Below are 22,872 nucleotides of genomic sequence, written 5' to 3'. Positions count from 1 at the left end.
GGAACTGGGCGCACGATCCTGGCAACGGCCGGAATCGCGAACACGGAAGGAAGCGGAAGATGGCGTATTACACCGGAATGGTCGCGGCGGTCCCGACCGCGAACAGGCAGGCCTATATCGAGCACGCGACCGCCGCATGGCCGCTGTTCCGGGCGCACGGCGCGACCGCCATGACCGAGAGCTGGGGCGTCGACGTGCCGCGCGGCAAGGTCACCGATTTCTACGGCGCCGTCGATGCGCAAGAGGACGAGGCGATCGTCTTCTCGTGGATCACCTGGCCCGACCGGGCGACGGCGGATACCGCCTGGGAGAAGATGGAAGACGACCCCGCGATGCAGACCATGCCCGACATGCCCTTCGACGGCGGGCGCATGATCTTCGGCGGGTTCGCGCCGGTCTTCGATCAGGGCAAACACGCCGGCGCGGGCCACTACCAGGGGTTCCTGCTGGCGGTGCCCAAAGACAACAAGGCCCGCTACGCCGAGATGGCGGGCTGGGGCTGGGACCTGTTCCGGCCCCACGGCGCGCTGGGTATGGTCGAGGGCTGGGGCGAGGACGTGACGCGCGGCAAACGGACCGATTTCTACCGCGCCACGAAGGCAGAGGACGGCGAGGTTCCGGTGTTCAGCTGGGTCGCCTGGCCCGACCGTGCCACCTGCGACGCCGCCGCCCGCGCGATGGAGGCCGAGATGGACGGCGCCGGGATGCCCGAGATGCCCTTCGACGGCATGCGGATGATGTGGGCCGGCTTCGCGCCGATCTTCGATTCCGGACCCGAGGCATGACGCAGACCCGCCTCCGCCGCGCCTGACCGCCGCGTTCGGGAAGGCTCCCGCGCAGGCGGATGCCGGAGCATTCCGGGCCGGAATCCTAACGATTCCTGAATACGCCTCTGCAACCCATTGAAATTGCTTGGGCGCAGCGATGTCCCACCGTGGGACATCGCGACGGCCGCCGCGCCCCCGACCTCGCCGGCCCGCGTCAGCCCCGGAGAGCGCCCGCCACCGCACGGACTCGGTGGGCCGATCTTCCGCAGGCAGCCGTCTGTCCTTCCCGAACCGGCCGGTGTAGACACCCGCTGCGTCCGCCCCGCCGAAGCATGCGCGATCCGCCGGGCCGCCGACGCGCAGACAGGATCATGCGAGGTGAAGGCGCCATGAAGGATTGGAACGCGGCCGCGACGGCCCTCTACGATGGCGGATTCCGCCGGATGTTCATCGACGGCCAGTGGGTCGAGGCGCGCTCGGGCGAGGTCATCGAGGCCCGCAACCCCGCCGACGGCACCCTTCTGGCCACGGTCCCCAAGGGCGGCGCCGCCGACATCGACGCCGCCGTGGCCGCCGCCCGCAAGGCCTTCGAGGGTCCGTGGGCGAAGTGGACGCCGTTCGAGCGCCAGGCGCTTCTGCTGCGCATCGCGGATCGCTTCGAGGCCGAATGGGAAAGCCTTTGCCTGTCGGACACGCTCGACATGGGGATGCCGATCCAGCGGACGCTGGCCAACAGCCGCCGGGTGCTGGGGATGCTGCGCTTCTATGCCGGGCAGGCCGTCGCGATCCACGGCGCCACGATCCCGAACTCGTTCCCCGGCGAGATCTATTCCCAGACGGTGCGCGAACCCGTCGGCGTCGTCGGCGCCATCATCCCCTGGAACGCGCCCATCGCAGGCTCGATCTGGAAGATCGCGCCGGCCATCGCGACCGGCTGCACGGTGGTTCTGAAACCGTCCGAGGAAGCCTCGCTGACCGTCCTGATGATCGCCCGGATCATGCAGGAGGCCGGTCTGCCCGACGGCGTGCTGAACATCGTCACAGGCCTCGGGGCCGAGGCCGGCGCGGCGCTGGCCGAGCACCCCGGCGTGGACAAGATCGTCTTCACCGGCTCGACCGCGACCGGGCAGGCCATAGCCCGCGCGGCCACCGGAAACCTCAAGCGCGTCTCGCTGGAACTCGGGGGCAAGTCCCCCGTGATCGTCTGCCGCGACGCCGATATCGAGAAGGCCGTTCCTGTCGCGGCGATGGCGGTCTTCGCCAATTCCGGCCAGATCTGCATCGCCGGCTCGCGGCTGTTCGTGGCGCGCGAGATCCATGACGAGTTCGTCCGCCGGGTCGCCGAATACGCCGCCGGGCTGCGCATCGGGCACGGGATCAGCGGGGATTCCGACATCGGGCCGATCATCTCGGCCCGGCAGGCCGAGCGCATCGCGGGCTACCTCGAGGCGGGCCCGCAGGAGGGTGCGCAGGTGGTGACCGGCGGCGCGAGGGCAACGGGGCCGGGTCTGGATGGCGGCCACTTCTTCCAGCCAACGGTGCTGGGCGGCGTGACCGACCAGATGACCGTCGCGCGCGAGGAGATTTTCGGACCGGTGATCTCGGCCCTGCCCTTCGACGACCTCGACGAGGTGGTCGCGCGGGCGAACGAAACGCCCTACGGCCTCGCCGCCGGGGTGTTCTCGACTCATCTGGGCACCGCACACAAGCTGGCGCACCGGCTCAAGGCCGGGTCGGTCTGGGTCAACATGTACCACGCCATCGACCCGGCGGTGCCCTTCGGCGGCGTCAAGATGTCGGGCTACGGCCGCGAGGGCGGGACCGAGCACATGGAAGAATACCTCGACACCAAGGCGATCTGGATCAACGCGGACTGACACCTGCCCGGCACCGGGCCATGACCAACAGGGAGATCATCGAAATGCATGTCGGCATCATCGGCGTCGGGCTCATGGGCCACGGCATCACCCGCAACGTCCTGAAGCGCGGCGGCTTCGGCCTGAGCTTCCTCGACCACCCGGGCAACCAGCCCACGGACGAGATCATCGCGCTCGGTGGCCGGGCTTGCGCCACGCTGGCCGAGGTTGCCGCGCAAGCGGACGTGGTGATCCTGTGCGTCACCGGCTCGCCGCAGGTCGAGTCGATCGTCACCGGCGAAAGCGGGCTGGCCGCCGCGCTGCGACCCGGAACCGTGGTGGTCGATTGCTCGACCGCGCTGCCGGACTCGACCCTGCGAATGGGCGAGGTCGTCCGCCAGGCGGGCGGCGACTATGTCGACGCGCCGATGACGCGCACCGCGAAACACGCACACGAGGGCACGCTGAACCTGCTGGCCGGCGGCGCGCCCAAAGTGCTGGAGAAGGTGCGCCCGGTGCTGGGATCGTTCTCGGAAAAGATCGATCACGTCGGGCCGCTGGGCCACGGCCACCGGATGAAGCTGCTGCACAACTACGTGTCGGTCGGCTTCATGACCCTTCTGGCCGAGGCCGCGGCCCAGGCCGCCGATGCGGGCGTCGACAGCCACGCGTTCGTCGACGTTCTTGCGGCAGGCGGCGGTGCCAGCGCGGCGCTGGACCGGCTGGCACCCTATATCGTTGCGCAGGATCGAAACGCCCTGCCCTTCTTCGTCGCCAATGCGCAGAAGGACATCGACTACTACCGCGCGATGTCCGCCGCCGCCGGCGCGCGCAAGACGGTCGCCGACGGCGTGTCGGCGGCGCTGGCAGCACCCGTCGAGGCCGGTCACGGAGACGCCTACGTGCCCGAACTCGTCAGCCTCTTCAGGAAGAACCCGGGCGTCTGAACCGCCCGCCACTGCGGCCGGACGGGGACGGGGTTGCCAGCGAAAAGAGCACTGTGTAGCAACTTCCGGTGTTCAACGGGAGAGAATCCATGACGTTTGTTACCCGCGGGCTGGTCTCAGCCGGAATCTTCGTTGCGATGGGCCTTCCGGCCTTCGCGCAGACCGAGGTCAAGATCGGCTACGCCCTCGCCCCCGACAGCCATTACGGCGTCGCGGCCGCGAAGTTCGAGGAGGTCGTGAAGGCCGAAACCGGCGACGACTTCGAGTTCAAGCACTTCCCCTCTTCGGGTCTGGGCGGCGAGCGCGAGGTGATCGAGGGGCTGCAGCTCGGCACCATCGAGGCGACCATCGTATCGTCGGGCACGCTTGCGAACTTCGTCCCCGATACCGGCGTGTTCGACATCCCCTTCCTGTTCCGCGACCTCGACCACGCGCGCGCCGTGCTCGACGGCCCGATCGGCCAGGACATCCTGGCGAAGTTCGACGCTGTCGGCCTGAAGGGGCTGGCCTGGGGCGAGCAGGGCTTTCGCCACATCACCAACAACCGCAACCCGATCAACACCCCCGAGGACGTGGAAAGCCTGAAGATCCGCACGATGGAGAATCCGGTGCACCTGGCGGCGTTCAACGCCATGGGCGCGGCACCGACGCCGATGGCTTGGCCGGAAGTGATCTCGTCGCTGCAGCAGGGCGTGATCGACGGGCAGGAAAACCCGCTTTCGGTGATCGTGTCGGTGAAGCTCGACGAGGTGCAGAAATACCTGACCCTGTCGGGCCACGTCTATTCGCCGGCGATGCTGCTGGTGTCCAAGCCGTTCTGGGAAGGGCTGGACGACGAGCAGAAGGCTGCCTTCGAGAAGGCCGCCGAAGAGGCCGTCACCGCAATGCGCGCCTATGTCGACAACGTCGAGACCACCGGCGTCGAGACGCTTAAAGAGCGCGGCATGCAGGTCAACGAGCTGTCGGCCGAGCAGAAGGCCGCGTTCCAGGAGTCGATCGCGTCGGCCTACGAGGGCTACTACGAGACCTATGGCAAGGACCTGGTCGACTCGATCGTGAACTTCGAGTGACGATGTCGCGCCGGCGCCCGCGTGGCGCCGGCGCATTTGCCGGAGGCGCCTCTTGAAACGGCTCGAACAGATCTTCGTCACGCTGAACGGCTGGGCACTGGTCCTGATGCTGTCCGGTATGGCGCTTGTCGTCGGCGCCAACATCGCGCTGCGCTACCTGACGTCGCATTCGCTGCCCTGGGCGGACGAGGTGGCGCGCTACCTGATGATCTGGCTGACCTTCACCGGCGCGGGTCTGATCCTGCGCGTTGGCGGCCATGTCGCGATCACCAACCTTCAGGATGCCCTGCCGAGTGTCGGACAGAAGATGCTCAGGGCGGCCATCGTCCTGATCCTGCTAGCCTTCTTCGGCTTCATGGTGCAAGTCGGCTGGCAATACGCCCAGCGGATGCAGTTCCAGGTCACCCCCGCGCTGCGGCTGCCCTTCCTCTACGTCTATGCCGCGATGCCCGTGGGCTTTTCGCTGCTCATCGTGCACCTGCTGCTGATCGCGCGCCCCTTCATCCTTGCTGGCGACTACAAGGCGCTCGACGCCTCGGACGCCGATCACCACGCGCTTCCCGGCGGCGCCAATGGCTGAGATTCTCTTTCCCGCGCTGTTCATCCTTCTCGCCCTGGGATTGCCGGTCGCCTTCGCGATGGCGATCGCGGTCTTCGCCGCGATCAGCCTCGCCTCGAACTACCCGCATCTTGTCGTGGTGAAGGAGATGTTCTCGGGCCTCGACAGTTTTCCGCTGCTGGCCGTGCCGTTCTTCATCCTCGCATCGGAAATAATGACCGGCGGCGCCGTGACGCTGGCCATCCTGCGGCTGGCGCAGTCGCTGGTCGGGCACATGCGCGGCGGGCTGGGCCACGCGAACGTCGTCAGCTCGGCGATGTTCGCGGGCATTTCCGGCAGCGCATTGGCCGACGCGGCCGGGCCCGGCAGCATGATGATCCGGATGATGGAAAAGGGCGGCTACGACCGTCCCTACGCGGGCGCGCTGACCATCGCCAGCGCGGTCGTCGGGCCGATCATCCCGCCGTCGATCACCATGATCATCTACGCGATGCAGGACCAGAACGTCTCGGTCGGGTCGCTGTTCATGGCGGGAATACTGCCGGGGCTGCTGATCACGCTGATGGTGCTGCTGGCGAATGCGCAGGTCAGCAAGCGACGAAACTATGCCTCGGGCGCGCCGATGCCGCCGCTGGCCGAGATCGGCCGGATCGCCTTCTACGCGCTGCCGGCGCTGATCCTGATCGTCCTGATCGTGGGCGGCATCCGCTTCGGCATCTTCACCCCGACCGAGGCATCGGTCATTGCCGTTTTCTACGCGCTTCTGGTGGGCATGTTCGTCTATCGCTCGCTCCGCCTGCGCGACCTGCCGGGCATCGTGCTGCGCGCCGCGCTGACCTCGGGGGCGGTGCTGCTGATCCTGGGCGCGGCACGAGCCTTCGCCTGGGTCCTGATCATCGAGAGCGTTCCCCAGTTCCTGGCCGAGACCATCATCGCGTGGGACCTGTCGCCGATCGTCTTCCTTCTGGCGGTCAACCTGCTGCTGATCGCCTTCGGCCTGTTCATGGACCCGCTTCCGGGGGTGATGATCCTGGTGCCGATCCTCGCGCCCATCAGCTTCGCGCTGGGGATCGACCCCAATCACTTTGCCATCATCGTGATCGTCAACCTGACGCTGGGCCTGACCACGCCCCCGGTCGGAAGCCTGATCTTCGTCGTCTCGTCGACCGTGGGGCTGAAACCGACGACCCTGATCCGCGAGATGCCGCCGTTCTTCCTGGCGCTGGCCGTGGCACTGCTGCTGATCACCTTCGTGCCGCTGCTTTCGACGTGGCTGCCGGCCACCAGCGGCTTCTGAGGCGAATATGATCCACGGGTGTCGAAGCGCGCTGTCACGCCGATTTTCCGGCGCAATCGGCAGCGTCCGGTTGCTCCGTCACCCAGCGATCGCGAATGAACATTGCGACGAGCAAGGGCATCGCCGCCGTGCCAAGGAATGTTGCGGAGGCACCTGAGGTCGACGACGCGACCCCGGCCAAGGCCGGTCCGACGACATTGCCGGCCGCGGTGGCCAGCAAGGCCGCCGTGAACCCAAGCGAGGGGAAACGCGGGAACAACCTCTCGGACCAGAAGGCCAGAACGGCGCTCGTCATCATGACGTTGATCCCCTGCAGTCCCGCCGACGAGATCAGGCCAATCCAGCTGCTGGGCAGAAGCGCTGCCAAAGCGAGAGATGCCGCGCCTGTCGCCATCAGCACCCGAAGCAGCCACGACAGGCCGATCACGTCCCGTGCACGTCCCGTGACTAGTCCCGCTAGCCCGAACACGCCGTAGAAGATAAAGACAAGCGCCGGAGCCGCATCCTCGGACATGCCGGGGACGCCTCCCGCATCCGCGAAGCGCTCGGGCGCGAAGGAGATGAACACGGCGGACGTCACGCCGAAGACGAAGGCTATCGCGAAGAGCGGCAGCGACGCGATTCCAAGCAGATCGCGCCAGCCTTCGCGCGGCACGCTTTCCGGAGATTTCTCGACATGGCGCAGGGCGGCCCAGTTCGCCACGAGAGCGACGGCGCTTGCCACGGCGAAGACAGCCCAGCAGACGCGCCAATCGATACCCGCCAAGACCATCGCCAGCGCGACCATACCCGCGAGCGCGATGCCGAGGCTCGTGCCGGTGCTGACCTCGGACAGGGCGGCCGGTCGATCGGCGTCGCGGACCTTGCGGTGCACCGCATCGTTGAACGGCGTCCAGGCGAAGCCGGCACTCGAGGCCGCGAGGAACACGCCGGTCGCCAGCACCCCGACGTTCGGCGCCAGCGCAACGATCCCGAGGCCTATCGTGGCCGCCAGAAGCCCGGACAGGACGGGCGCCTCCGGCCCCTTCCGGTTCAGCAGAAACTGGGCGATCAGCAGGGCGACGAAGAATCCCGCAAACCCGAGGCTGGCGACCAGACCGACCTGCGAGGTCGACATCGAGAACGCCGACCTGAACTCGGGCACGAAAAGTCCGAAGCTCATGCGCGCCGGGCCGAAGCTGATGGCGGTGGCCGCGAATCCCGCCGCGGACAGGCTCTGGAAGTAGGTCATGGCGAGGCCCTCCGTCTTGCGGGAAATGCAGTGCTCGACATCGGGGTTCCTGCCCGGGGGCTCGCAAGGCGCCGGCAGGGGCGCGCGCGAGGGCGTTGAGCGCGGCAAGCGTCTGTCCCGAAGGTATTCCTGACAGCCTTGATCCGGATCAACGATCCGGGCGCACTTCGAGACTATCGGGGTGGTAGAAATCACGGAGGGATCCGATGGAAATGGACTTCGAAGGCAAGGCGGCCATCGTAACCGGCGCTGCATCCGGCATCGGGGCGGCCATCGCGCGCGAACTTGCGGAACGGGGTGCCGCCGTGCTGGTGGCCGATCTCGAAGACGCGCCGGCAAGTGCGCTGGTCGACGAGATCCGCGCGTCGGGCGGCACGGCCGAGCCTTGCGCCGTGGACGTGGCGCAGGCGGACCAGGTCGAGGCGATGGTCGCCCGTGCGGTCGACGCCTTCGGCGGGCTGCACCTGGCGGTCAACAACGCCGGGATCGGCGGCCCGTCTGCGCGGATCGGAGAGTATCCGCTGGATGGCTGGCAGAAGGTGATCGACGTCAACCTGACGGGCGTCTTCCACTGCCTTCGGTACCAGATCCCTGCGATGCAGGCATCCGGTGGCGGGGCCATCGTCAACATGTCCTCGATCCTGGGCAGCGTGGGCTTCGCCAGCGCGGGCGCCTACGTGGCGGCCAAACACGCGCTTCAGGGCCTGACCCGTACGGCGGCGCTGGAATACGCGCGCGAGGGGATCCGGGTCAACGCCGTCGGTCCCGCCTTCATCGACACGCCGCTTCTGTCGAAGAACCTGGACGCCGATACGCTGGCGGCGCTTGCCGGACTGCATCCGGTCGGCCGGATCGGCCGGCCCGAGGAGGTGTCGGCGCTGACCTGTTTCCTGCTTTCGGAGCGGGCAAGCTTCGTGACCGGCAGCTACCACCTAGTGGACGGCGCCTTCACCGCGCAGTGACCATCGAGAGCGGGACTGTCCGCGCCGTGCTGACGCGCATCGTTCATCGCTGGCTGCATCCGGGAACCGAACCAGGATCGTCCCGCGCACCACGGCGCGGGACCCGTCCTTGACGATCAGTTCCGGGCCAGCATGCGGCGCAGGCGTTTCTCGGCCTCAAGCACCAGCAGCAGAGCGAGGCCGAGCGCGACGATCACGCCCGCGTCGAACGGCGTGATCGGGCGCGTGTCGAACACCGACTGAAGCGGCGGCGCGTAGGTGAAAAGCCCTTGGGCCGCGGCAGCGAGGGCGATGCCCAGCCACACCGCGCGCGTTCCCAGTAGCCCCGTCAGCGTCACCGAGGTCATGTGCAGGTAGCGCACGGAGAAAAGGTAGAAGATCTCCATCACAACCAGCAGGTTCACCGACAGCGTCCGTGCATAGGCCGGCTCGGCGCCCCGCGCGCCGGCCCAGGCGGTCACGCCGAAGACCGCCAGCGCGAACAAAATCGAGACGAGAACCGCGCGCCAGACCATCTCGCGGTCGAGGAGCGCGGCGCCTGCCAAGCGCGGCGCCCGGCTCATCACGCCGGGCTCGGGCGGCTCGAAGGCCAGCGTCAGGCCAAGCGCCACGGCGGTGACCATGTTGATCCAGAGGATCTGCACCGGCGTGATCGGCAGGGCGAGGCCCAGCAGGATCGCGGTGACGATGACCAGAGTCTCGCCGCCATTGGTGGGGAGGGTCCAGGCGATGACCTTGCGGATATTGTCGTATATGGTCCGCCCCTCGCGCACCGCCGCGACGATCGAGGCGAAGTTGTCGTCGGCCAGCACGACGCGCGCCGCCTCCTTGGCGGCCTCGGTCCCCTTGATGCCCATGGCGACGCCCACATCCGCGCGCTTCAGCGCCGGCGCGTCGTTGACCCCGTCACCCGTCATCGCCACCACGTTGCCGCCATGCTGCAACGCCTCGACCAGCCGCAGCTTGTGCTCCGGCGAGGTGCGGGCGAACACCGTGACACCGGGCGCGCGGCGGCGCAGTTCGGCCGCGTCCATCGCGTCGATCTCCTGACCCGACAGGGCACCACCTTCCGCGTCCAGTCCAAGTTCCGCGGCGACGGCCAAGGCGGTCAGCGCATGATCGCCGGTGATCATCTTGACGTCGATCCCGGCGTGCCGGCAATCGGCGATGGCCGCGACCGCCTCGGGCCGGGCCGGGTCGATGAAGCCGGCGAACCCCAGCAGGGTCAGGTCCGTGATGTCGGAATGCGCCAGATCCGGCCGGCGCTCGGCGGGTTTCGCGGCGAAGGCCAATACCCTGTGGCCGCCGCGCGCCAGTGCCTCGAGCCGGGCGGCCCATGTCGGCGCGTCGATCGGTTCGGCCCCGTCCGGCCCGGCTTGCATCGTGCAGAGGCGCAGCAGCCGGTCCGGCGCGCCCTTGACGTGGATCGCGCGGCCGGAGGGGCCGTCGTCGAGCGTCGCCATGTACTTGTGCACGGCATCGAACGGGATTTCGTCCACCCGCGCATGGTCGGCGCGCTCGGCCTCCGGATCAAGGCCGACCTTGTGCGCCAAGGCGAGCAACGCGCCTTCCATCGGGTCACCGGCCACCTGCCAGCCTGCCGCATCGTCCACCAGGTGCGCGTCGTTGCACAGGATTCCCGCCCGCGCCAGCGGCACAACCGTCCCGGCGTCGCCATCGAGCGCCCCCTGCGGGGCATAGCCGGAGCCACCGACCGTCACGGGTTCGGCTGTGGCACGTGTTACCACCTGCCGCACGACCATCTCGTTGAGCGTGAGCGTGCCTGTCTTGTCGGTGCAGATCACCGAAACCGCGCCCAGCGTCTCGACCGCCGGCAGCCGGCGGATGATGGCCCGCCGCCCGGCCATGCGCTGCACCCCAAGCGCGAGGGTGATGGTGATGACCGCCGGCAGCCCCTCGGGGATCGCGGCCACCGCCATCCCCACCATCGCCAGGAACGCCTCGCCCGTCGGGTAATCGACCACCCCGACCGCATAGGCGAAGACACCCGCGCAGGTCGCGAGGATCACCAGGGTCAGGCGACGCGCGAAGCGGTCGATCTGGCGCAGAAGCGGCGTCGTGGTGTCCCCGATCTCGCCCAGCATGGCGCCGATCCGCCCGATCTCGGCCGCGGGCCCCGTGGCCACGACCACTCCGGCACCGCGGCCGGCGGTGACGAGCGTTCCGGAAAACGCCATCGAACTGCGGTCGCCCAACGCGGCATCCACCGCGACCGGCGCCAGCGTCTTGTCTGCGGCGACCGATTCACCGGTCAGCGCCGCTTCCTGCACACGCAGGCCGCGCGCCTCGGTCAGCCGGAGATCCGCCGGAACCCGGTCGCCCGCCTCCAGCAGCACGATGTCGCCCGGCACCAGGTCGAACGCCGGAACCCGCGCCCGCGCACCGCTCCGGCGCACCGATGCCTCGGCCGAGAGCATACCGCGCACCGCCGCCAACGCGTTCTCCGCCTTACCCTCCTGCCAGAAGCCGATCGCGGCGTTGATCGCCACGACCGCGAGGATCACCGCCGCATCCGTCCAGTGGCCCAGCAGCGCGGTCACGAGACCGGCGGCGATCAACACATGGATCAGCAGGTTGTCGAACTGACCACGCAGCCGCGCAAGGATGCCGGGCCTAGGCGGCTCCGGTAGGCGGTTTGGCCCGAACCGCGTCAACCTGTCCCGGACTTCGCTTGCGCTCAGCCCGACCTCGGTGGCACCGGTGGATTGCAGAGCTTCGGCCCGGGACATCGCGTACCAAGCCGTCGAGTGCTGATCGATTTCAGCCTCCATGATCTTGTCGTGACCTCTGCCACTTGTTCCGTCTCATGCCATTGCTTTTCTGCGACCCGTTCAGGACGAGCAATGCCCCGGACTGCACAACTTCGCGGATTCGAACCGTGTCTGGCGGTATGCTCCTTCCTTGTGCAGGTCAGGGGTATTGGAACGCAGCTAGCAGAACCAGCAGTTGACGGGAACCCAGCCGCCGACGCTCATTGGCCGCGTCCCGCAGCCGAAATCCCAACTCGGTTTCGGGCGCGCGCTGCGCCTGTGGGCGGATCATAGTGCGCGTCCGCCAACAACGCGGCACGCCCGCCGTTCCGCCCCCCAAGCTCGGCCTTTCCGCTCTCTGGCTCGATCAGCGGAACTCGATCCAGATCGCATAGGAACGCGTTGCTCCGGGCGGCGGTGGCGGGAACGGCGCCGCGCGTTGGATGATCTTAAGCGCAGCCCGGTCCAGCGCGCTGGTGCCTGAACTCCGCGCGATGCTCAAGCCGGCCAGCCCGCCCGCGCTCGAGATGGTGAAGCTCACACGACTTCGCCCGCGGTGGTTCATGCGCGGCCGCCCGACGCGGTTGATTTGCGCCATCACCTGTCCGGGATAGTTGCTTGCTGCCGCGTTGCCGGCTTGTTGCGCCGTGCCCTTGCGGGTGCCCTGCTGGCGCGCCTGTGCCTCGCTTCGGCCGGTGGCCGCGCCGGACCGGACGTTCTGGTCCGCGTTGCCACGTTGCGCCTCGCGTTCTGGCGCGGGCTGGCGCTGCGGCTGCGCAGTCTGCTGGCGCCGGGACTGCGGCGCCGCTTGCTGCCGTTCCTCGAATTCGGCGCTGCGGCGGGCCGGGCGCAGCGAGCGTGGCGGAGCGGCACTGTCCGGATCGGCGGCTTCGATGGTTTCGGGCGCCGCTTCGGCGACCTCTGCCGGTTCCGCGTCCTCAGGCACGACGGGGGCAAGGAGTTCGGGCGCCACCGGCTGCACCATCTCGGGCCTGTCGGTCTCGGGCGCCGGTGCCTGGACGGCCTCTGGCTCTTCCGGCGCGGCGGGTTCCGCAACCACGGCGACAAGGCCATCGGCCCGCTGCGGCAGCAAGGCGGCCAGCGCGTCGCGTCTCGGCGTCGTCTCCGGCGTCGGTTCGGGGGCTGGCGCCGAACGAGCTGGCGCCGCGGTCCTTTCGGGTTGCACGACGGCGGCCGGCCGGGCCGACATGCTGGGCTCCGTCGGCGCGGGGACCGTTTGCGGTACCGGCTCGGCCTCCGGGCGCTCGACCGCGTCGGGACGGCGTTGCGGCGTGTCGTCGGGAGAGTGTTCCGCCTCGACCGCTTGCGGAGCCACGGGATCGGCGACTTCTGCCGCGCTCTCGGCCGCTATCGTGCCCTGAACCAGATCGGCGAAGCTGCCCGTCCGCGCGGCCTGTCCGCCCTGCGCGCCGTAGATCTCGGGCTCCTCCGCGCCATAAAGCGCCCAGGCAATGCCGGCATGCACCGCGCCCGCGACCACCAGCGCGGCAAGCTTCGCCGCTTTGGAGGATGCCACCCCGCGTCGCCTCGTTCGAGCTTTCGGATGCGCCTTCATGAGCTTGCGTCGCCATCGTGGCCGTTGATGACGACCAAGGACATCTTGGTCGCCGCGCCCTCGGTGTCCGCCGCGTTCAGCGCCATCAAAAGGCGCGCGCCCGGTTCCTCCTGTGCGCGTGCGCCGCAAACCGCCGCCGCACGCGCGAGAGCACTCAATTTGGTCATGTCAGCTTCCCGTTCGATGCGGTCACGAAGTCGAGGATGCGTGGCTGACGGTAATTGGCTGGCGCATGTTACTCGGTCCCGACTCGCAACAGGTTTTTCGACGAAGGGCAATAGCCGATAAGATTCGTCGGGATACTGGCGCCTGATCGAACGTTCGGCATTGAGTCGGCTTCGGATGTCTGAGATATCCAAACTTGACTCAAACATTCAGGAATTCACGACTCGATGAGCTTCCGCCCCGCCGTGACCTCCTTCTTGTCCGAGATCCGGCCGGCGGCGCCGCTGGTCTATGCGTGCTGGCACGGTGTGGTGGCCGACCTGTGGCGGGTCGAGGCCGGGCGAGACGGACACGGCGCCTACACGGCCCGCGACCCGCGCTTCGTCGTCGTACTGGACGAGGGGAAAACACGCTGAGGCTCAGCGGCGCGGGCTTCGATTCCTCGGCACCGGTGCGCGTGGCCTATGTGCCTGCGGGCGTCGCGGTCCGGTCGCAGTTCTCGCGCGGCGGCAGGCTGACCCATCTCGACCTGCATTTCGACGCCACGTGCCTGCGCCACCGGCTTGAGGCGGGGGCGCTGGACGCAGCAGACTTGATGGCGCGCGCCGTGGCCCTGCCCGAGGCGCCCGACGTGGCCGCGGTCGCGCGCCTGCTGGCTCGCGAACTCGACCCCGAGGCCTCGGCGCTGGCGCGCGACGCGCTGGCGACGGCTTTGGCGGCGAAGGTTTTCGCCAGCGCCGGGCCCGCCGCGACGGCGCCGGTTCGCGGTGGGCTGACCAGCCGTCAGCTGGCCACGATCGACGCGCTCATGCGGGCCGAGATGCGCCGCCGCCTGGCAGTATCCGAGATGGCCGAAAGCGTCGGCCTGTCGGAAAGCCGCTTCGCCCATGCGTTCCGCGAAAGCCGCGGGCAGAGCCCTCACCGCGCGTTGCAGGCGATGCGCGTGAAGGCGGCCCAGCGCCTGCTTCAAGACCCCGAGCACAGCATCGCGGAAGTCGCGGCCGAGGTAGGCTTTGCCGACCAGGCACACCTGACCGGTGCGTTCGGCACCATGGTCGGCCAGACCCCCGGCGCCTGGCGCCGCGCGCGCATTGCGGAGCAGGATTCGACAATTCCTGACAGTTTCAGTCAAGACAACCCTGTTCTTCTTCCGTAGCTGACGGGACAAAGCCGCCGCGCCCCCGGGCCCGCGTGGCCCACGACCATGTCGAAGGGGACAGCGATGATACGACGAAGCACAGCCGTGAGAACAATTCTTGCCACCACGACCATTTTGGCCGGCGCCCCCGTGGCGTTCGCGCAGGAGGCGGCGATCAATCTGGGCCAGGTGACGTTCGAGGTGCAGGGTGCCGAACCCGTCGGGGACGACGTCAACCCGAACACGCTGTCGGGCATGAAGACAGCGACCGAGATCACCGAGGTGCCGCAATCTGTCAGCGTCGTCGGCCGCGAGACCTTCGAGCGCGAGAACCCGAGCAAGGTCGACGAGGTGCTTCGCGACGTGCCGGGCGTGCAGGCGCAGCTCTACGGCTACGACAGCGACACCAACTGGTTCTACATCCGCGGCTTCAACTCGTTCGACACGGGCGCCTTCATGGACGGGCTGTCGCTGTTCTCGTACGGGTTCGGCACGTTCTACGTCGATCCGTTCCTGCTGGAACGCGTCGAGGTGCTGAAGGGCCCGGCGTCAATGCTCTACGGCGCGTCCAGCCCCGGCGGCGTGGTCAACTACGTCTCGAAGCTGCCCGGCGGGTCCGAGGGGCGTACGCTGACCTTCGGCGCGGACAGCGAGGGCCGCGCCTGGGTGCAGGGCGAGGCGGCCGGCCTCATGGGCGAGGACCTGTCCTGGCGCGTCGGCGGCAAGCTGCAGCGCCAGGACGGCCACGGCATGTTCGATCCGGGCGTCGAGGGCGTGGTCTACGGCGGCGCCACCAAGGCGTTCGACGACGGCGGCAAGCTGACGCTGCATCTCAGCTACACCGACATGGACGAGGATCACGTGGGCGGCCAGTTCCTGCCCTATTTCGGGACCGAGCGGGAAGCGCCCTTCGGCTACTTCGACCATTACTACAACGGCGGCGACCCGGATTCCGACGAATACGACCGCGAGCAGCTGATCGCCACGGGCATCTACCGCCGCGACGTTGGCGGCTGGGAGATGACCGACACGATCCGGCTGGGCTATGCCGACATCGAGGAACTCTACGTCTATCCCTATGGCTTCACGAACGGCTCTACCACCGTGCAGGTGCCGGACGCGACGGCGGACGTGAACCGGTTCGTCTTCGCCCATGACAGCTATGCCACCGTCGCCCAGAACGACCTGCGCTTCACGCGCGAGGTCGCGACGAGTGGTGTCACGCACGACCTGCTCGTCGGGCTCGACATGCGCCGCTACCGGCTGGACGAGGAGCAGTCCTTTGCCGTCGGCACGCCGCTCGACCCCGAGGACCCGGATTACGACGACCAGCCGGCGCCAAGCTTCACCTACATCGACGGGGTGCGCGTGCAGGACCAGATCGGCCTCTACGCCCAGGACCAGGTCCGCTGGGGCGACGGGTGGATCGGAACCGTGAACGCGCGCTACGACACGGTCTGGTCGTCCTTCGACGACCAGCGCGGCGGTCCCGATCTCGACCGGCAGGACGACGCCTTCACCTGGCGCCTCGCGCTGGCGCGCGAGATCGGCAGCGTGACGCCTTACGCGACCGTCGGCACCTACTTCAATCCTCAGGCGCTGGATGCCGCGTCCGAAGATGGCGACCCGGAAACCGGCCGACAGGTCGAGGTCGGCGTGAAGTGGCAGCCGAACGAGGCGTCGCTTGTCACAGTCTCGGCCTTCGACATCCGGCGCGAAAACGTGTCGCAGTCGCTGGTCAACGCGGGCACCTTCGACAGCCGCACCCTGGGCGAGCTGCATTCGCGCGGGTTCGAGATCGAGGCCGACTGGCAGGTCAGCGACAGCGTGCGCTTGGGCCTCGCCTACACCAACCTCGACGTCGAGATCGTGGATTTCGACGACGACCCGTCCATCGAGGGCAAGACGCCGCAATCGGTGATCGAGGAATTCGGCACGCTGAGCGCGACCTACGCGCCGCTGGCGCTGCCGGAGCTCGAGTTGCGCGCCAGCGCGCGGTATCGCGGCGACAGCTACGCCGACAACGCCAACACGCTGGATGTCGACGGCGCTTGGCTGCTTGACGCCGGCGCGACGTGGGACTTTGCCGAGGACTGGACCGCCGACCTGAACGTCACGAACCTGACCGACGAACGCTATACCGCAAGCTGCCAGTCCTCGTCGGCCCCGGCGCCGATATCTTCGTGCTGGCAGGGCGAAGGGCGCGTGGTCAGCCTGGGCGTCACCAAGTCGTTCTGACGCCAGTTTGGCCGAAAGACAGACAGGGCGCTCCTTCGGGGGCGCCCTTTTCCGTCGCGATGGCGCCTAGGCAGCGTCCTTCCGCAGCGGACAGTTGGCGCAGACCTCGCCCGAGACGGACAAGTAGCGGCAGCACCCGCCGCGCCGGGCGATGTGGTCCGCCAACACGAGCAGTTGACGGTTGGCGAAGGGTGCGCCGTAGCGGCACAGGACCTCGCCCGCGCGGTCCGGCTGACCGGCCCGCATCCAGCCCCAGGCCAACCCGTCGCCCGCGATCCGCCACAACGCGCGCGGCGCCAGCGGCCCGGCATAGGCCAGCGCGTTGACCGACGGCGCGAACAGCCGCGCCACCGCGATGGTCGCCGCAGGCGCAGCGCCGTCACCGGCGGGGCCTCGGCGACGAGTTCGAAGACCAGACGATTCTCGGGGGAGATCCTTCCGATCAGGCCGCAGCCTTCGGCGCCGACTGTGACCAGCGAGCGACCCTCGCTGTCCCAGCGGGCGAAGGCCGTGCCGACGACGTGCGCAAGCACGTTCATCACCCAGGCCGCGTGGTCCCGGCGCGTCATTTCAGGCAGCACTTGCGCGTTCAGCGCCAGCAGATCGTCCACGACCGTGCCGGTGGACGCGAGCGAGAACGACAGGCTCACTCGGTCACCACCGGCCCGTTTCCGGCCATGGCCTCTTCCAGTGCCGGGACCAGCATGTCCAGGGCATAGGGCAGGCTCAGAAGCGATGCGTGGGACAGCGCGCCGGTCAGCAGCTCTCCGGCAAACACCTCGTGGCCGTCCCTCGTCGCCGGCAGGAACCGTCGCGTGACCAGCGCCTCGACCGGCGCGAAGTCTCCCTCGGTCGCGATCCAGAAGATCAGGTCCGCGTCGATGATCGACAGCGCCTCCTCGCTCAGGGCCACCGCGAAGGGGTTGCCGGAACCCGCGGCGGCGTCGATCGCCGGGGGCGTCTCGAATCCGAGCCGGGCAAGCAATTGCGACCGGATATCGCGCGACGTGTAGACGCCCGGCGTGCCGCTCATGGCGTAGGCGATGCTGGCGGTCTTGCCGTCCCAGGCAGGATGCGCTTCGGTGATCGCGGTCAGGCGCGCGTCGATCTCGGCGATCCGCTCTTCGGCCGCGTCCTCGCGCCCGACGGCGCGGCCGGCGATGCGCGCGCGTTCGTCCCACGGAAGTTCGTAGTCGCCCACGCCCTCGGGCACCGCCACGACCGGCGCGATGCGGCTCAACTGCTCGTAGTCGGCCTGGGTTATGCCGGACCACAGCGCCAGGATCACGTCCGGTTTAGACGCGGCGACCTTCTCGTAGTCGATCTCGCCGCGCAGCACGACCGGGTCCGACGTCAGCTCCGGCGCGGCCCACGGCCACAGCGGCACTTCGAAATCGCCGTACCAATGGCGCAGCGCCACCGGCTGGATGCCCAGCGCCAGCAGGTCGTCCGCGCCCGAAAAGTCCAGACTCGCCACCCGTTCGGGTGCTTCTTCGATAATCGCCTCTCCGAACTTGTGCGGGATGATCACCGGAAAGTCCTGCGCGAAGGCGGGTAAGGCCGCCAGCAGCAGGGCGGCGGCAAGGGATTGGCGGATCATGGCGTCTCCTTTCGGTGGGTCCGAAGCATGAGCAGGGCAAAGCACGGCGCCCCGACCAGCGCAGTCACGAGGCCCGCGGGAATCTGGACCGGCCCGAAGGCCGTGCGCCCGACGAGGTCGGCCGCGGCGGCAAGGCAGGCCCCAATCGCCCACGTCAGCGCCAAATGCAGCCCCGGACCGGCGTGGGCCAGCCGGCGCGCGGCGTGCGGCGCAAGCAGGCCGACGAAGGCGACGGGGCCCACAACCGAAACCGACGCGGCCGCAAACGCGACCGAGGCGAGCAGCAGCGCGATCCGTGCGCGGATCACGCGGTGGCCGAGGCTGGCCGCCAGGTCGTCGCCCAGCCGCAGCGCGGCAAGCGGGCGCGCTGCGAGCATGCAGATGGGGAACGCCGCGGCGGTGGCCAGCGCGCTGCGCCACACCTCATCCCACGACGCGGACCGCACCGAGCCGGCCAGCCAGCCAAGTGCCTCGTGCGCCTCCGAGATACGGCCATATGTCAGCAGAGCGGTGGTCATCGCGCTCAAGAACGCCGCGAGGCCGATGCCGGTCAGCAGGAAGCGCGTCTGCACGCCGCCGGACCGCATCCCGGTGAGGCTCAGGATCACCACCGCCGCCGACAGGCCGCCGAAGAACGCCGCGAGCGCGCGCCAAGCATCCGGCGCCGCGGGCATCAGGACCGCCAGCACGATCACCGCAAGACCGGCGCCCTGGCTGACGCCGACCAACGCGGGGTCGGCCAGCGGGTTCAGCGTGGTGCCCTGCAGCAGCGCGCCCGAGAGCGCAAGCAACCCGCCCGCCATCAGCGCCGTCAGCGCGCGCGGCAGGCGGAATTCGGTCGCGACCAGGTCCGCCCGATCCGAGGCTGCGCCGACAAGCGCCGCCAGCGCGTCGCCCAAGCCCACATCTGCGCTGCCCGACGCGAGGCTGGCCAGCAGCAGCGCGCCGATCAGCGAGGCCAGCCCCGCCAGCATGGCCGCACCGCGCGCGGGCACCTCGAACGCCACGCGGTGGCCCAGGCCCGAGGCGCGCAGCACGCTCATGCCCGCGCCCTCAGCAGCAGGACGAAGACCGGCGCGCCGACCAGCGCCGTCAGGATCCCGCTCGAGACCTCGGCGGGCGCGATCACCGTCCGGCCCAGCGCGTCCGCCGCCAGCAGAAAGATCGCGCCCAGCAGCACGCTCGCCGGCAGAAGCCGCGCGTAGCCCGTGCCGAAGATCAGCCGCGCCGCGTGCGGCACGGTCAGGCCGACGAAAGCAAGCGGACCCGCCAACGCCATGGCACTAGCGGTCAGCAACACCACCGCGGCCAGCGCCAGCGCGCGGATGCGCGCGACCGGCACGCCCAGCGCGTGCGCCGCCTCGTCCCCCAGCGAAAGCACGGTCAGTTTCGGCGCCACGACCAGCGCCGCCGCCAGCCCGGCAAGCGTCCAGGGCGCCACGATGGCCACGACGGGCATCCGCAGCCCCGCCAGCGAGCCAGAAAGCCAGATCCGCAGATCCTCGAATCCGCGTTCATCGAGCAGGTTCAGCAGCATCGTCAGCGCCGCGAGGAAGGCAGTCACCGCCGCCCCCGCCAGCACAGGCGTCAGCATCCCTGCCCCGCCGCCAGCAGCCGCGGTCAGCCCCCAGACCATCAGCGCGCCGCCAAGCGCACCGAGCGCGGCGAGCACCGGCAGCAGCACTGGCGCATCCAGCCCAAGCAGGCTCTGACCCGCCACCACGGCCAGCGCCGCCCCTGCCAGCAGGCCGAACAGCCCCGGCTCGGCCAGCGGGTTGCGCGTGGCGCCCTGCATCAGGGCACCGGCCGCCGACAGTGCTGCCCCGGCCAGCATCGCGCCCAGCGCGCGCGGCAGCCGGATTTCCGCGATCACGGCGGCTTCGTAGCTTTCCCCGCCCGCGAGAAGCGTCTGGAGCACGGACCGCATCGGCACCGAATGCGCGCCGGCGCCGAGATGCCAGGCCAGCGCGCCGAGCAGCAGCAGGCCCAGACCCGCCTGCCAGATCAGCGTGCGTGCGCTCATGCCGCCGTCCGGGGCAGGCAGACCGGCCGTCCGGTCTCGGGGTCCGCGATCACGCGCGCGTCCAGCCCGAAGACGCGCGACAGCACCGGCGCGGTCATCACCGCGTCTGGCGTCCCCTCGGCGTCGATCCGGCCGTCGCGCATCATCACGATCCGGTCGGCGAAGGCGGCGGCCAGGTTCAGCTCGTGCAGGACCACCAGGATCGTGCGGCCCTCGCGCGCCAGCCGCGCGAGCAGGCCCATGATCTCCAGCTGCACAGACAGGTCGAGATAGGTCGTCGGCTCGTCCAGCAGCAGGATCGGCGTGTCCTGCGCCAGCGTCATCGCGATCCAGCAGCGCTGCCGCTGCCCTCCCGACAGCGCCTCGAGCGGGCGGTCGGCGAATTGCGCCACGTCCGTCGCCTGCATCGCGGCGGCAATGGCCGCGTCGTCGGCGGGCGACCAGTGCCGCACCAGCCCGCGATGCGGATGCCGGCCCTGCGCGACCAGGTCGCGGACGCGCATCCCCTCGGGCAGGATCGGCGCCTGAGGCAACAGCGCCATCCGCTGTGCCGCCGCGCGGGGCGAGAGCCGATCAACCGGCGTGCCGTCGATCGCGATGGTCCCCGCGGCCGGCCTCAGGATGCGCGCGATGGTCTTGAGAAGGGTAGACTTGCCGCAGCCGTTGCGCCCCAGAAGCGCGGTCATGCCCCCCGGAGCCACGTCCAGGTCGACGCCCCGCAGGGCATGCACCGCCCCGCGTTGCACGCTCAGGCCGCGGACGACGACCCGGCCATTGGTCTTCGGGGCGGTCTGCGCCATGCGGGGTTAATCCCGATAAGTTCTATCGGGATTGGTTTCACAGACATTCGCGTCGCCCGCAAGGGCGCGCTGCCATCACGCCGCGGCGAGGCGCGCGTATCGCCCGTCCCGGGCGACAAGTTCGGCGTGGCTGCCGATCTCGGTGATCCGCCCGGCCTCCATCACCGCGATCCGGGTAGCGTCGCGCACGGTGGCCAGGCGGTGCGCGATCACAAGCGTCGTGCGCCCGCGCGACAGTTCGGCCAGCGAGACCTGGATCTTTCGCTCGGTCTCGGTGTCCAGGGCCGAGGTGGCCTCGTCCAGGATCAGGATCGGTGGGTTGCGCAGGAAGATGCGCGCGATCGCCACGCGCTGCTTCTGCCCGCCCGACAGTGTCACGCCGCGCTCGCCCACCACCGTGTCCAGGCCGGCCGGCAGGTCCGCGATCATCTCGGACAGCCGGGCCTTGGCCGCGGCGTCGAGGATCTCCGCCTTGGTTGCGTCCAGCCGGCCATAGGCGATGTTCTCGCGCAGGGTGCCGCCGAACAGGAACACGTCCTGGCTGACGATGCCCACCTGCCGGCGCAGCGACCGCAGCGTCATCCCGGCGATGTCCTGCCCGTCGATCAGGATGCGCCCCGATTGCGGCTCGTAGAAGCGCGGAACCAGAGACAGAAGCGACGTCTTGCCCGCCCCCGAAGGTCCGACGAAGGCCACCGTCTCGCCGGGAGCGATGTCCAGCGTCACCTCGCCCAGAACCGACCGCCCGGCGTCGTAGCCGAAGCCGACGTCGTCGAAGGTTACGCGGCCATCAAATGCGGGCGCCTCGATCGCGTCCGGGCGATCCTCGACGTCGGGGCGCAGCGCCATCAGCTCGAGATAGCGGCGGAACCCGGCGATGCCGCGCGGGTAAAGCTCGATCACGGCGGCGATCTTCTCGAGCGGGCGGAAGAACAGGGTGACCAGCAGCAGGAAGGCCACGTAGCCCCCGGTCGTCAGCGCGCCGTTCAGAACGAAGATCGCGCCCACCACCATCACCGCGACCTGCACGAAGCGCATGCCCATGTAGTTGAGCGTCGTCGACGCGGCCATGACCTTGTAGGCCGACAGCTTGGTGTCGCGGTAACGCGCGTTGTCGCGGGCGAACAGCGTTTTCTCGTGATCCTCGTTGGCGAAGGCCTGCACCACGCGGATGCCGCCGACGTTCTCCTCGAGCCGGACGTTGAAATCCGCGACGCGGGCGTAGATCGACCGCCAGGTGCGCGTCATCCGGCCGCCGAAGACCATCACGATGATCACGCAGACCGGCACGATCGCGGCGGTGATCAGCGCCAACTCGACGTTGATCGTCAGCATCATCACGAAGGCGCCGACGAAGGTCATCACCGCGACGAACAGGTCCTCGGGGCCGTGGTGGGCGACCTCACCGATCTCTTCGAGGTCGCGGGTCACGCGGGCCACCAGCTTGCCGGTGCGCACCTTGTCGAAATACGAGAACGACAGCCGCTGCAGCTGGTCGAAGGCGCGGCGGCGCATCTCGGTCTCGATGTTGATGCCCAGCATGTGACCCCAGTAGGTCACGACCGCCATGAGCCCGGCGTTGACCGCGTAGATCAACACCAGCCCGATCGCCGCCATCACTGTCAGCGTCAGGTTACCGCTCGGCAGCAGGACGTCGATGAAGAGCTTGATCGCCAGGGGAAAGGCGAGTTCCATGAGGCCCGACATCACGGCGCTTCCGAAGTCGAGCCAGAACAGGCCTTTCCAAGGGCGATAGTATTCGGCGAACTTTCGGATCATGCGCGACTGCCGGCTCGATGGGTTGCGACGCCACTATCACGCGGCCGCCCGCGTCGCCAGTCGCGCGCACCGGCTCGCGAGTCTGCACCGAAG

Annotated in this window: 20 protein-coding genes; 10 read left to right on the top strand and 10 right to left on the bottom strand. The window is 69.1% G+C overall.

Translation table 11 applies throughout. The annotated features are described in order from the left end of the window. Window positions 1-59: 59 nt before the first annotated feature. The 6 genes from BLW27_RS14770 to BLW27_RS14745 all read left to right on the top strand — a co-directional run bounded on the left by BLW27_RS14770 (window position 60) and on the right by BLW27_RS14745 (window position 6,496). A complete protein-coding gene (locus BLW27_RS14770) occupies window positions 60-785 on the top strand; it encodes a DUF1428 domain-containing protein (RefSeq protein ID WP_089884296.1) in 726 nt (241 codons plus the stop codon). A gap of 371 nt (window positions 786-1,156) precedes the next feature. Beyond that, on the top strand, window positions 1,157-2,644 hold the full coding sequence (locus tag BLW27_RS14765; RefSeq protein WP_089884293.1) for an aldehyde dehydrogenase family protein: 1,488 nt from the start codon (window positions 1,157-1,159) through the stop codon (window positions 2,642-2,644). Beyond that, a complete protein-coding gene (locus BLW27_RS14760; RefSeq protein ID WP_483862383.1) occupies window positions 2,641-3,570 on the top strand; it encodes an NAD(P)-dependent oxidoreductase in 930 nt (309 codons plus the stop codon). The genes BLW27_RS14765 and BLW27_RS14760 overlap by 4 nt, the downstream gene beginning before the upstream one ends. 89 nt (window positions 3,571-3,659) lie before the next feature. Continuing rightward, window positions 3,660-4,640, top strand: coding sequence for a TRAP transporter substrate-binding protein (locus BLW27_RS14755; protein ID WP_089884289.1), 981 nt, complete (start codon window positions 3,660-3,662; stop codon window positions 4,638-4,640). A 52-nt stretch (window positions 4,641-4,692) separates the two neighbouring features. Next, a complete protein-coding gene (locus tag BLW27_RS14750; protein WP_089884287.1) occupies window positions 4,693-5,220 on the top strand; it encodes a TRAP transporter small permease in 528 nt (175 codons plus the stop codon). Beyond that, window positions 5,213-6,496 carry a TRAP transporter large permease gene (locus tag BLW27_RS14745; protein ID WP_089884284.1) on the top strand — a complete coding sequence of 428 codons (1,284 nt, stop codon included), beginning with the start codon at window positions 5,213-5,215 and terminating at the stop codon, window positions 6,494-6,496. Before BLW27_RS14750 ends, BLW27_RS14745 begins: the two co-directional genes overlap by 8 nt. Window positions 6,497-6,530: 34 nt before the next feature. On the opposite strand, the gene BLW27_RS14740 is transcribed toward BLW27_RS14745, so the two are convergent. Then, on the bottom strand, window positions 6,531-7,727 hold the full coding sequence (locus BLW27_RS14740) for an MFS transporter (RefSeq protein WP_089884282.1): 1,197 nt from the start codon (window positions 7,725-7,727) through the stop codon (window positions 6,531-6,533). A 206-nt stretch (window positions 7,728-7,933) separates the two neighbouring features. On the opposite strand from BLW27_RS14740, the gene BLW27_RS14735 reads away from it, so the two are divergent. After that, complete coding sequence (locus BLW27_RS14735) at window positions 7,934-8,689, top strand: SDR family NAD(P)-dependent oxidoreductase (RefSeq protein WP_089884280.1); 756 nt, start codon at window positions 7,934-7,936, stop codon at window positions 8,687-8,689. A 116-nt stretch (window positions 8,690-8,805) separates the two neighbouring features. On the opposite strand, the gene BLW27_RS14730 is transcribed toward BLW27_RS14735, so the two are convergent. The 3 genes from BLW27_RS14730 to BLW27_RS21245 form a co-directional block, all read right to left on the bottom strand. Beyond that, window positions 8,806-11,481 carry a cation-translocating P-type ATPase gene (locus BLW27_RS14730; RefSeq protein WP_089884278.1) on the bottom strand — a complete coding sequence of 892 codons (2,676 nt, stop codon included), beginning with the start codon at window positions 11,479-11,481 and terminating at the stop codon, window positions 8,806-8,808. A gap of 346 nt (window positions 11,482-11,827) precedes the next feature. Further along, window positions 11,828-13,036: a TonB family protein gene (locus tag BLW27_RS14725; protein WP_089884276.1), complete on the bottom strand. Its 1,209-nt coding sequence runs from the start codon at window positions 13,034-13,036 to the stop codon at window positions 11,828-11,830. Then, entirely contained in the window at window positions 13,033-13,203 is a 171-nt protein-coding gene (locus tag BLW27_RS21245) for a hypothetical protein (RefSeq protein WP_177177924.1), read from the bottom strand. Before BLW27_RS21245 ends, BLW27_RS14725 begins: the two co-directional genes overlap by 4 nt. A gap of 225 nt (window positions 13,204-13,428) precedes the next feature. On the opposite strand from BLW27_RS21245, the gene BLW27_RS14720 reads away from it, so the two are divergent. The 3 genes from BLW27_RS14720 (at window position 13,429) to BLW27_RS14710 (ending at window position 16,577) form a co-directional block, all read left to right on the top strand. Next, on the top strand, window positions 13,429-13,617 hold the full coding sequence (locus tag BLW27_RS14720; protein WP_089884275.1) for a hypothetical protein: 189 nt from the start codon (window positions 13,429-13,431) through the stop codon (window positions 13,615-13,617). A 41-nt stretch (window positions 13,618-13,658) separates the two neighbouring features. Next, window positions 13,659-14,357 carry a helix-turn-helix domain-containing protein gene (locus tag BLW27_RS14715; protein WP_143042282.1) on the top strand — a complete coding sequence of 233 codons (699 nt, stop codon included), beginning with the start codon at window positions 13,659-13,661 and terminating at the stop codon, window positions 14,355-14,357. A gap of 87 nt (window positions 14,358-14,444) precedes the next feature. Next, entirely contained in the window at window positions 14,445-16,577 is a 2,133-nt protein-coding gene (locus BLW27_RS14710; RefSeq protein ID WP_177177923.1) for a TonB-dependent siderophore receptor, read from the top strand. 66 nt (window positions 16,578-16,643) lie between these two features. Here the strand turns inward: BLW27_RS14710 and BLW27_RS14705 are convergent, their stop codons facing one another. From BLW27_RS14705 to BLW27_RS14680, 6 genes are all read right to left on the bottom strand, one after another. Beyond that, window positions 16,644-16,928, bottom strand: coding sequence for a hypothetical protein (locus tag BLW27_RS14705; protein ID WP_089884269.1), 285 nt, complete (start codon window positions 16,926-16,928; stop codon window positions 16,644-16,646). A 295-nt stretch (window positions 16,929-17,223) separates the two neighbouring features. Continuing rightward, complete coding sequence (locus tag BLW27_RS14700; RefSeq protein ID WP_089884267.1) at window positions 17,224-18,177, bottom strand: iron-siderophore ABC transporter substrate-binding protein; 954 nt, start codon at window positions 18,175-18,177, stop codon at window positions 17,224-17,226. Then, on the bottom strand, window positions 18,174-19,220 hold the full coding sequence (locus BLW27_RS14695; RefSeq protein WP_089884266.1) for a FecCD family ABC transporter permease: 1,047 nt from the start codon (window positions 19,218-19,220) through the stop codon (window positions 18,174-18,176). The genes BLW27_RS14700 and BLW27_RS14695 overlap by 4 nt, the downstream gene beginning before the upstream one ends. Continuing rightward, the gene (locus BLW27_RS14690; RefSeq protein ID WP_089884264.1) at window positions 19,217-20,200 is read right to left on the bottom strand and encodes a FecCD family ABC transporter permease; all 984 of its coding nucleotides are present in this window, start codon (window positions 20,198-20,200) and stop codon (window positions 19,217-19,219) included. Before BLW27_RS14690 ends, BLW27_RS14695 begins: the two co-directional genes overlap by 4 nt. Continuing rightward, window positions 20,197-21,000: an ABC transporter ATP-binding protein gene (locus BLW27_RS14685; protein WP_089884262.1), complete on the bottom strand. Its 804-nt coding sequence runs from the start codon at window positions 20,998-21,000 to the stop codon at window positions 20,197-20,199. The genes BLW27_RS14690 and BLW27_RS14685 overlap by 4 nt, the downstream gene beginning before the upstream one ends. Before the next feature lie 75 nt (window positions 21,001-21,075). Next, window positions 21,076-22,779: an ABC transporter ATP-binding protein gene (locus tag BLW27_RS14680; RefSeq protein WP_089884258.1), complete on the bottom strand. Its 1,704-nt coding sequence runs from the start codon at window positions 22,777-22,779 to the stop codon at window positions 21,076-21,078. Between the last annotated feature and the right edge of the window lie 93 nt (window positions 22,780-22,872).

The organism is Citreimonas salinaria, assembly GCF_900107235.1.
Classification (GTDB): Bacteria; Pseudomonadota; Alphaproteobacteria; order Rhodobacterales; family Rhodobacteraceae; genus Citreimonas; species Citreimonas salinaria.
This window is presented reverse-complemented; position numbering and strand designations above follow the sequence as displayed.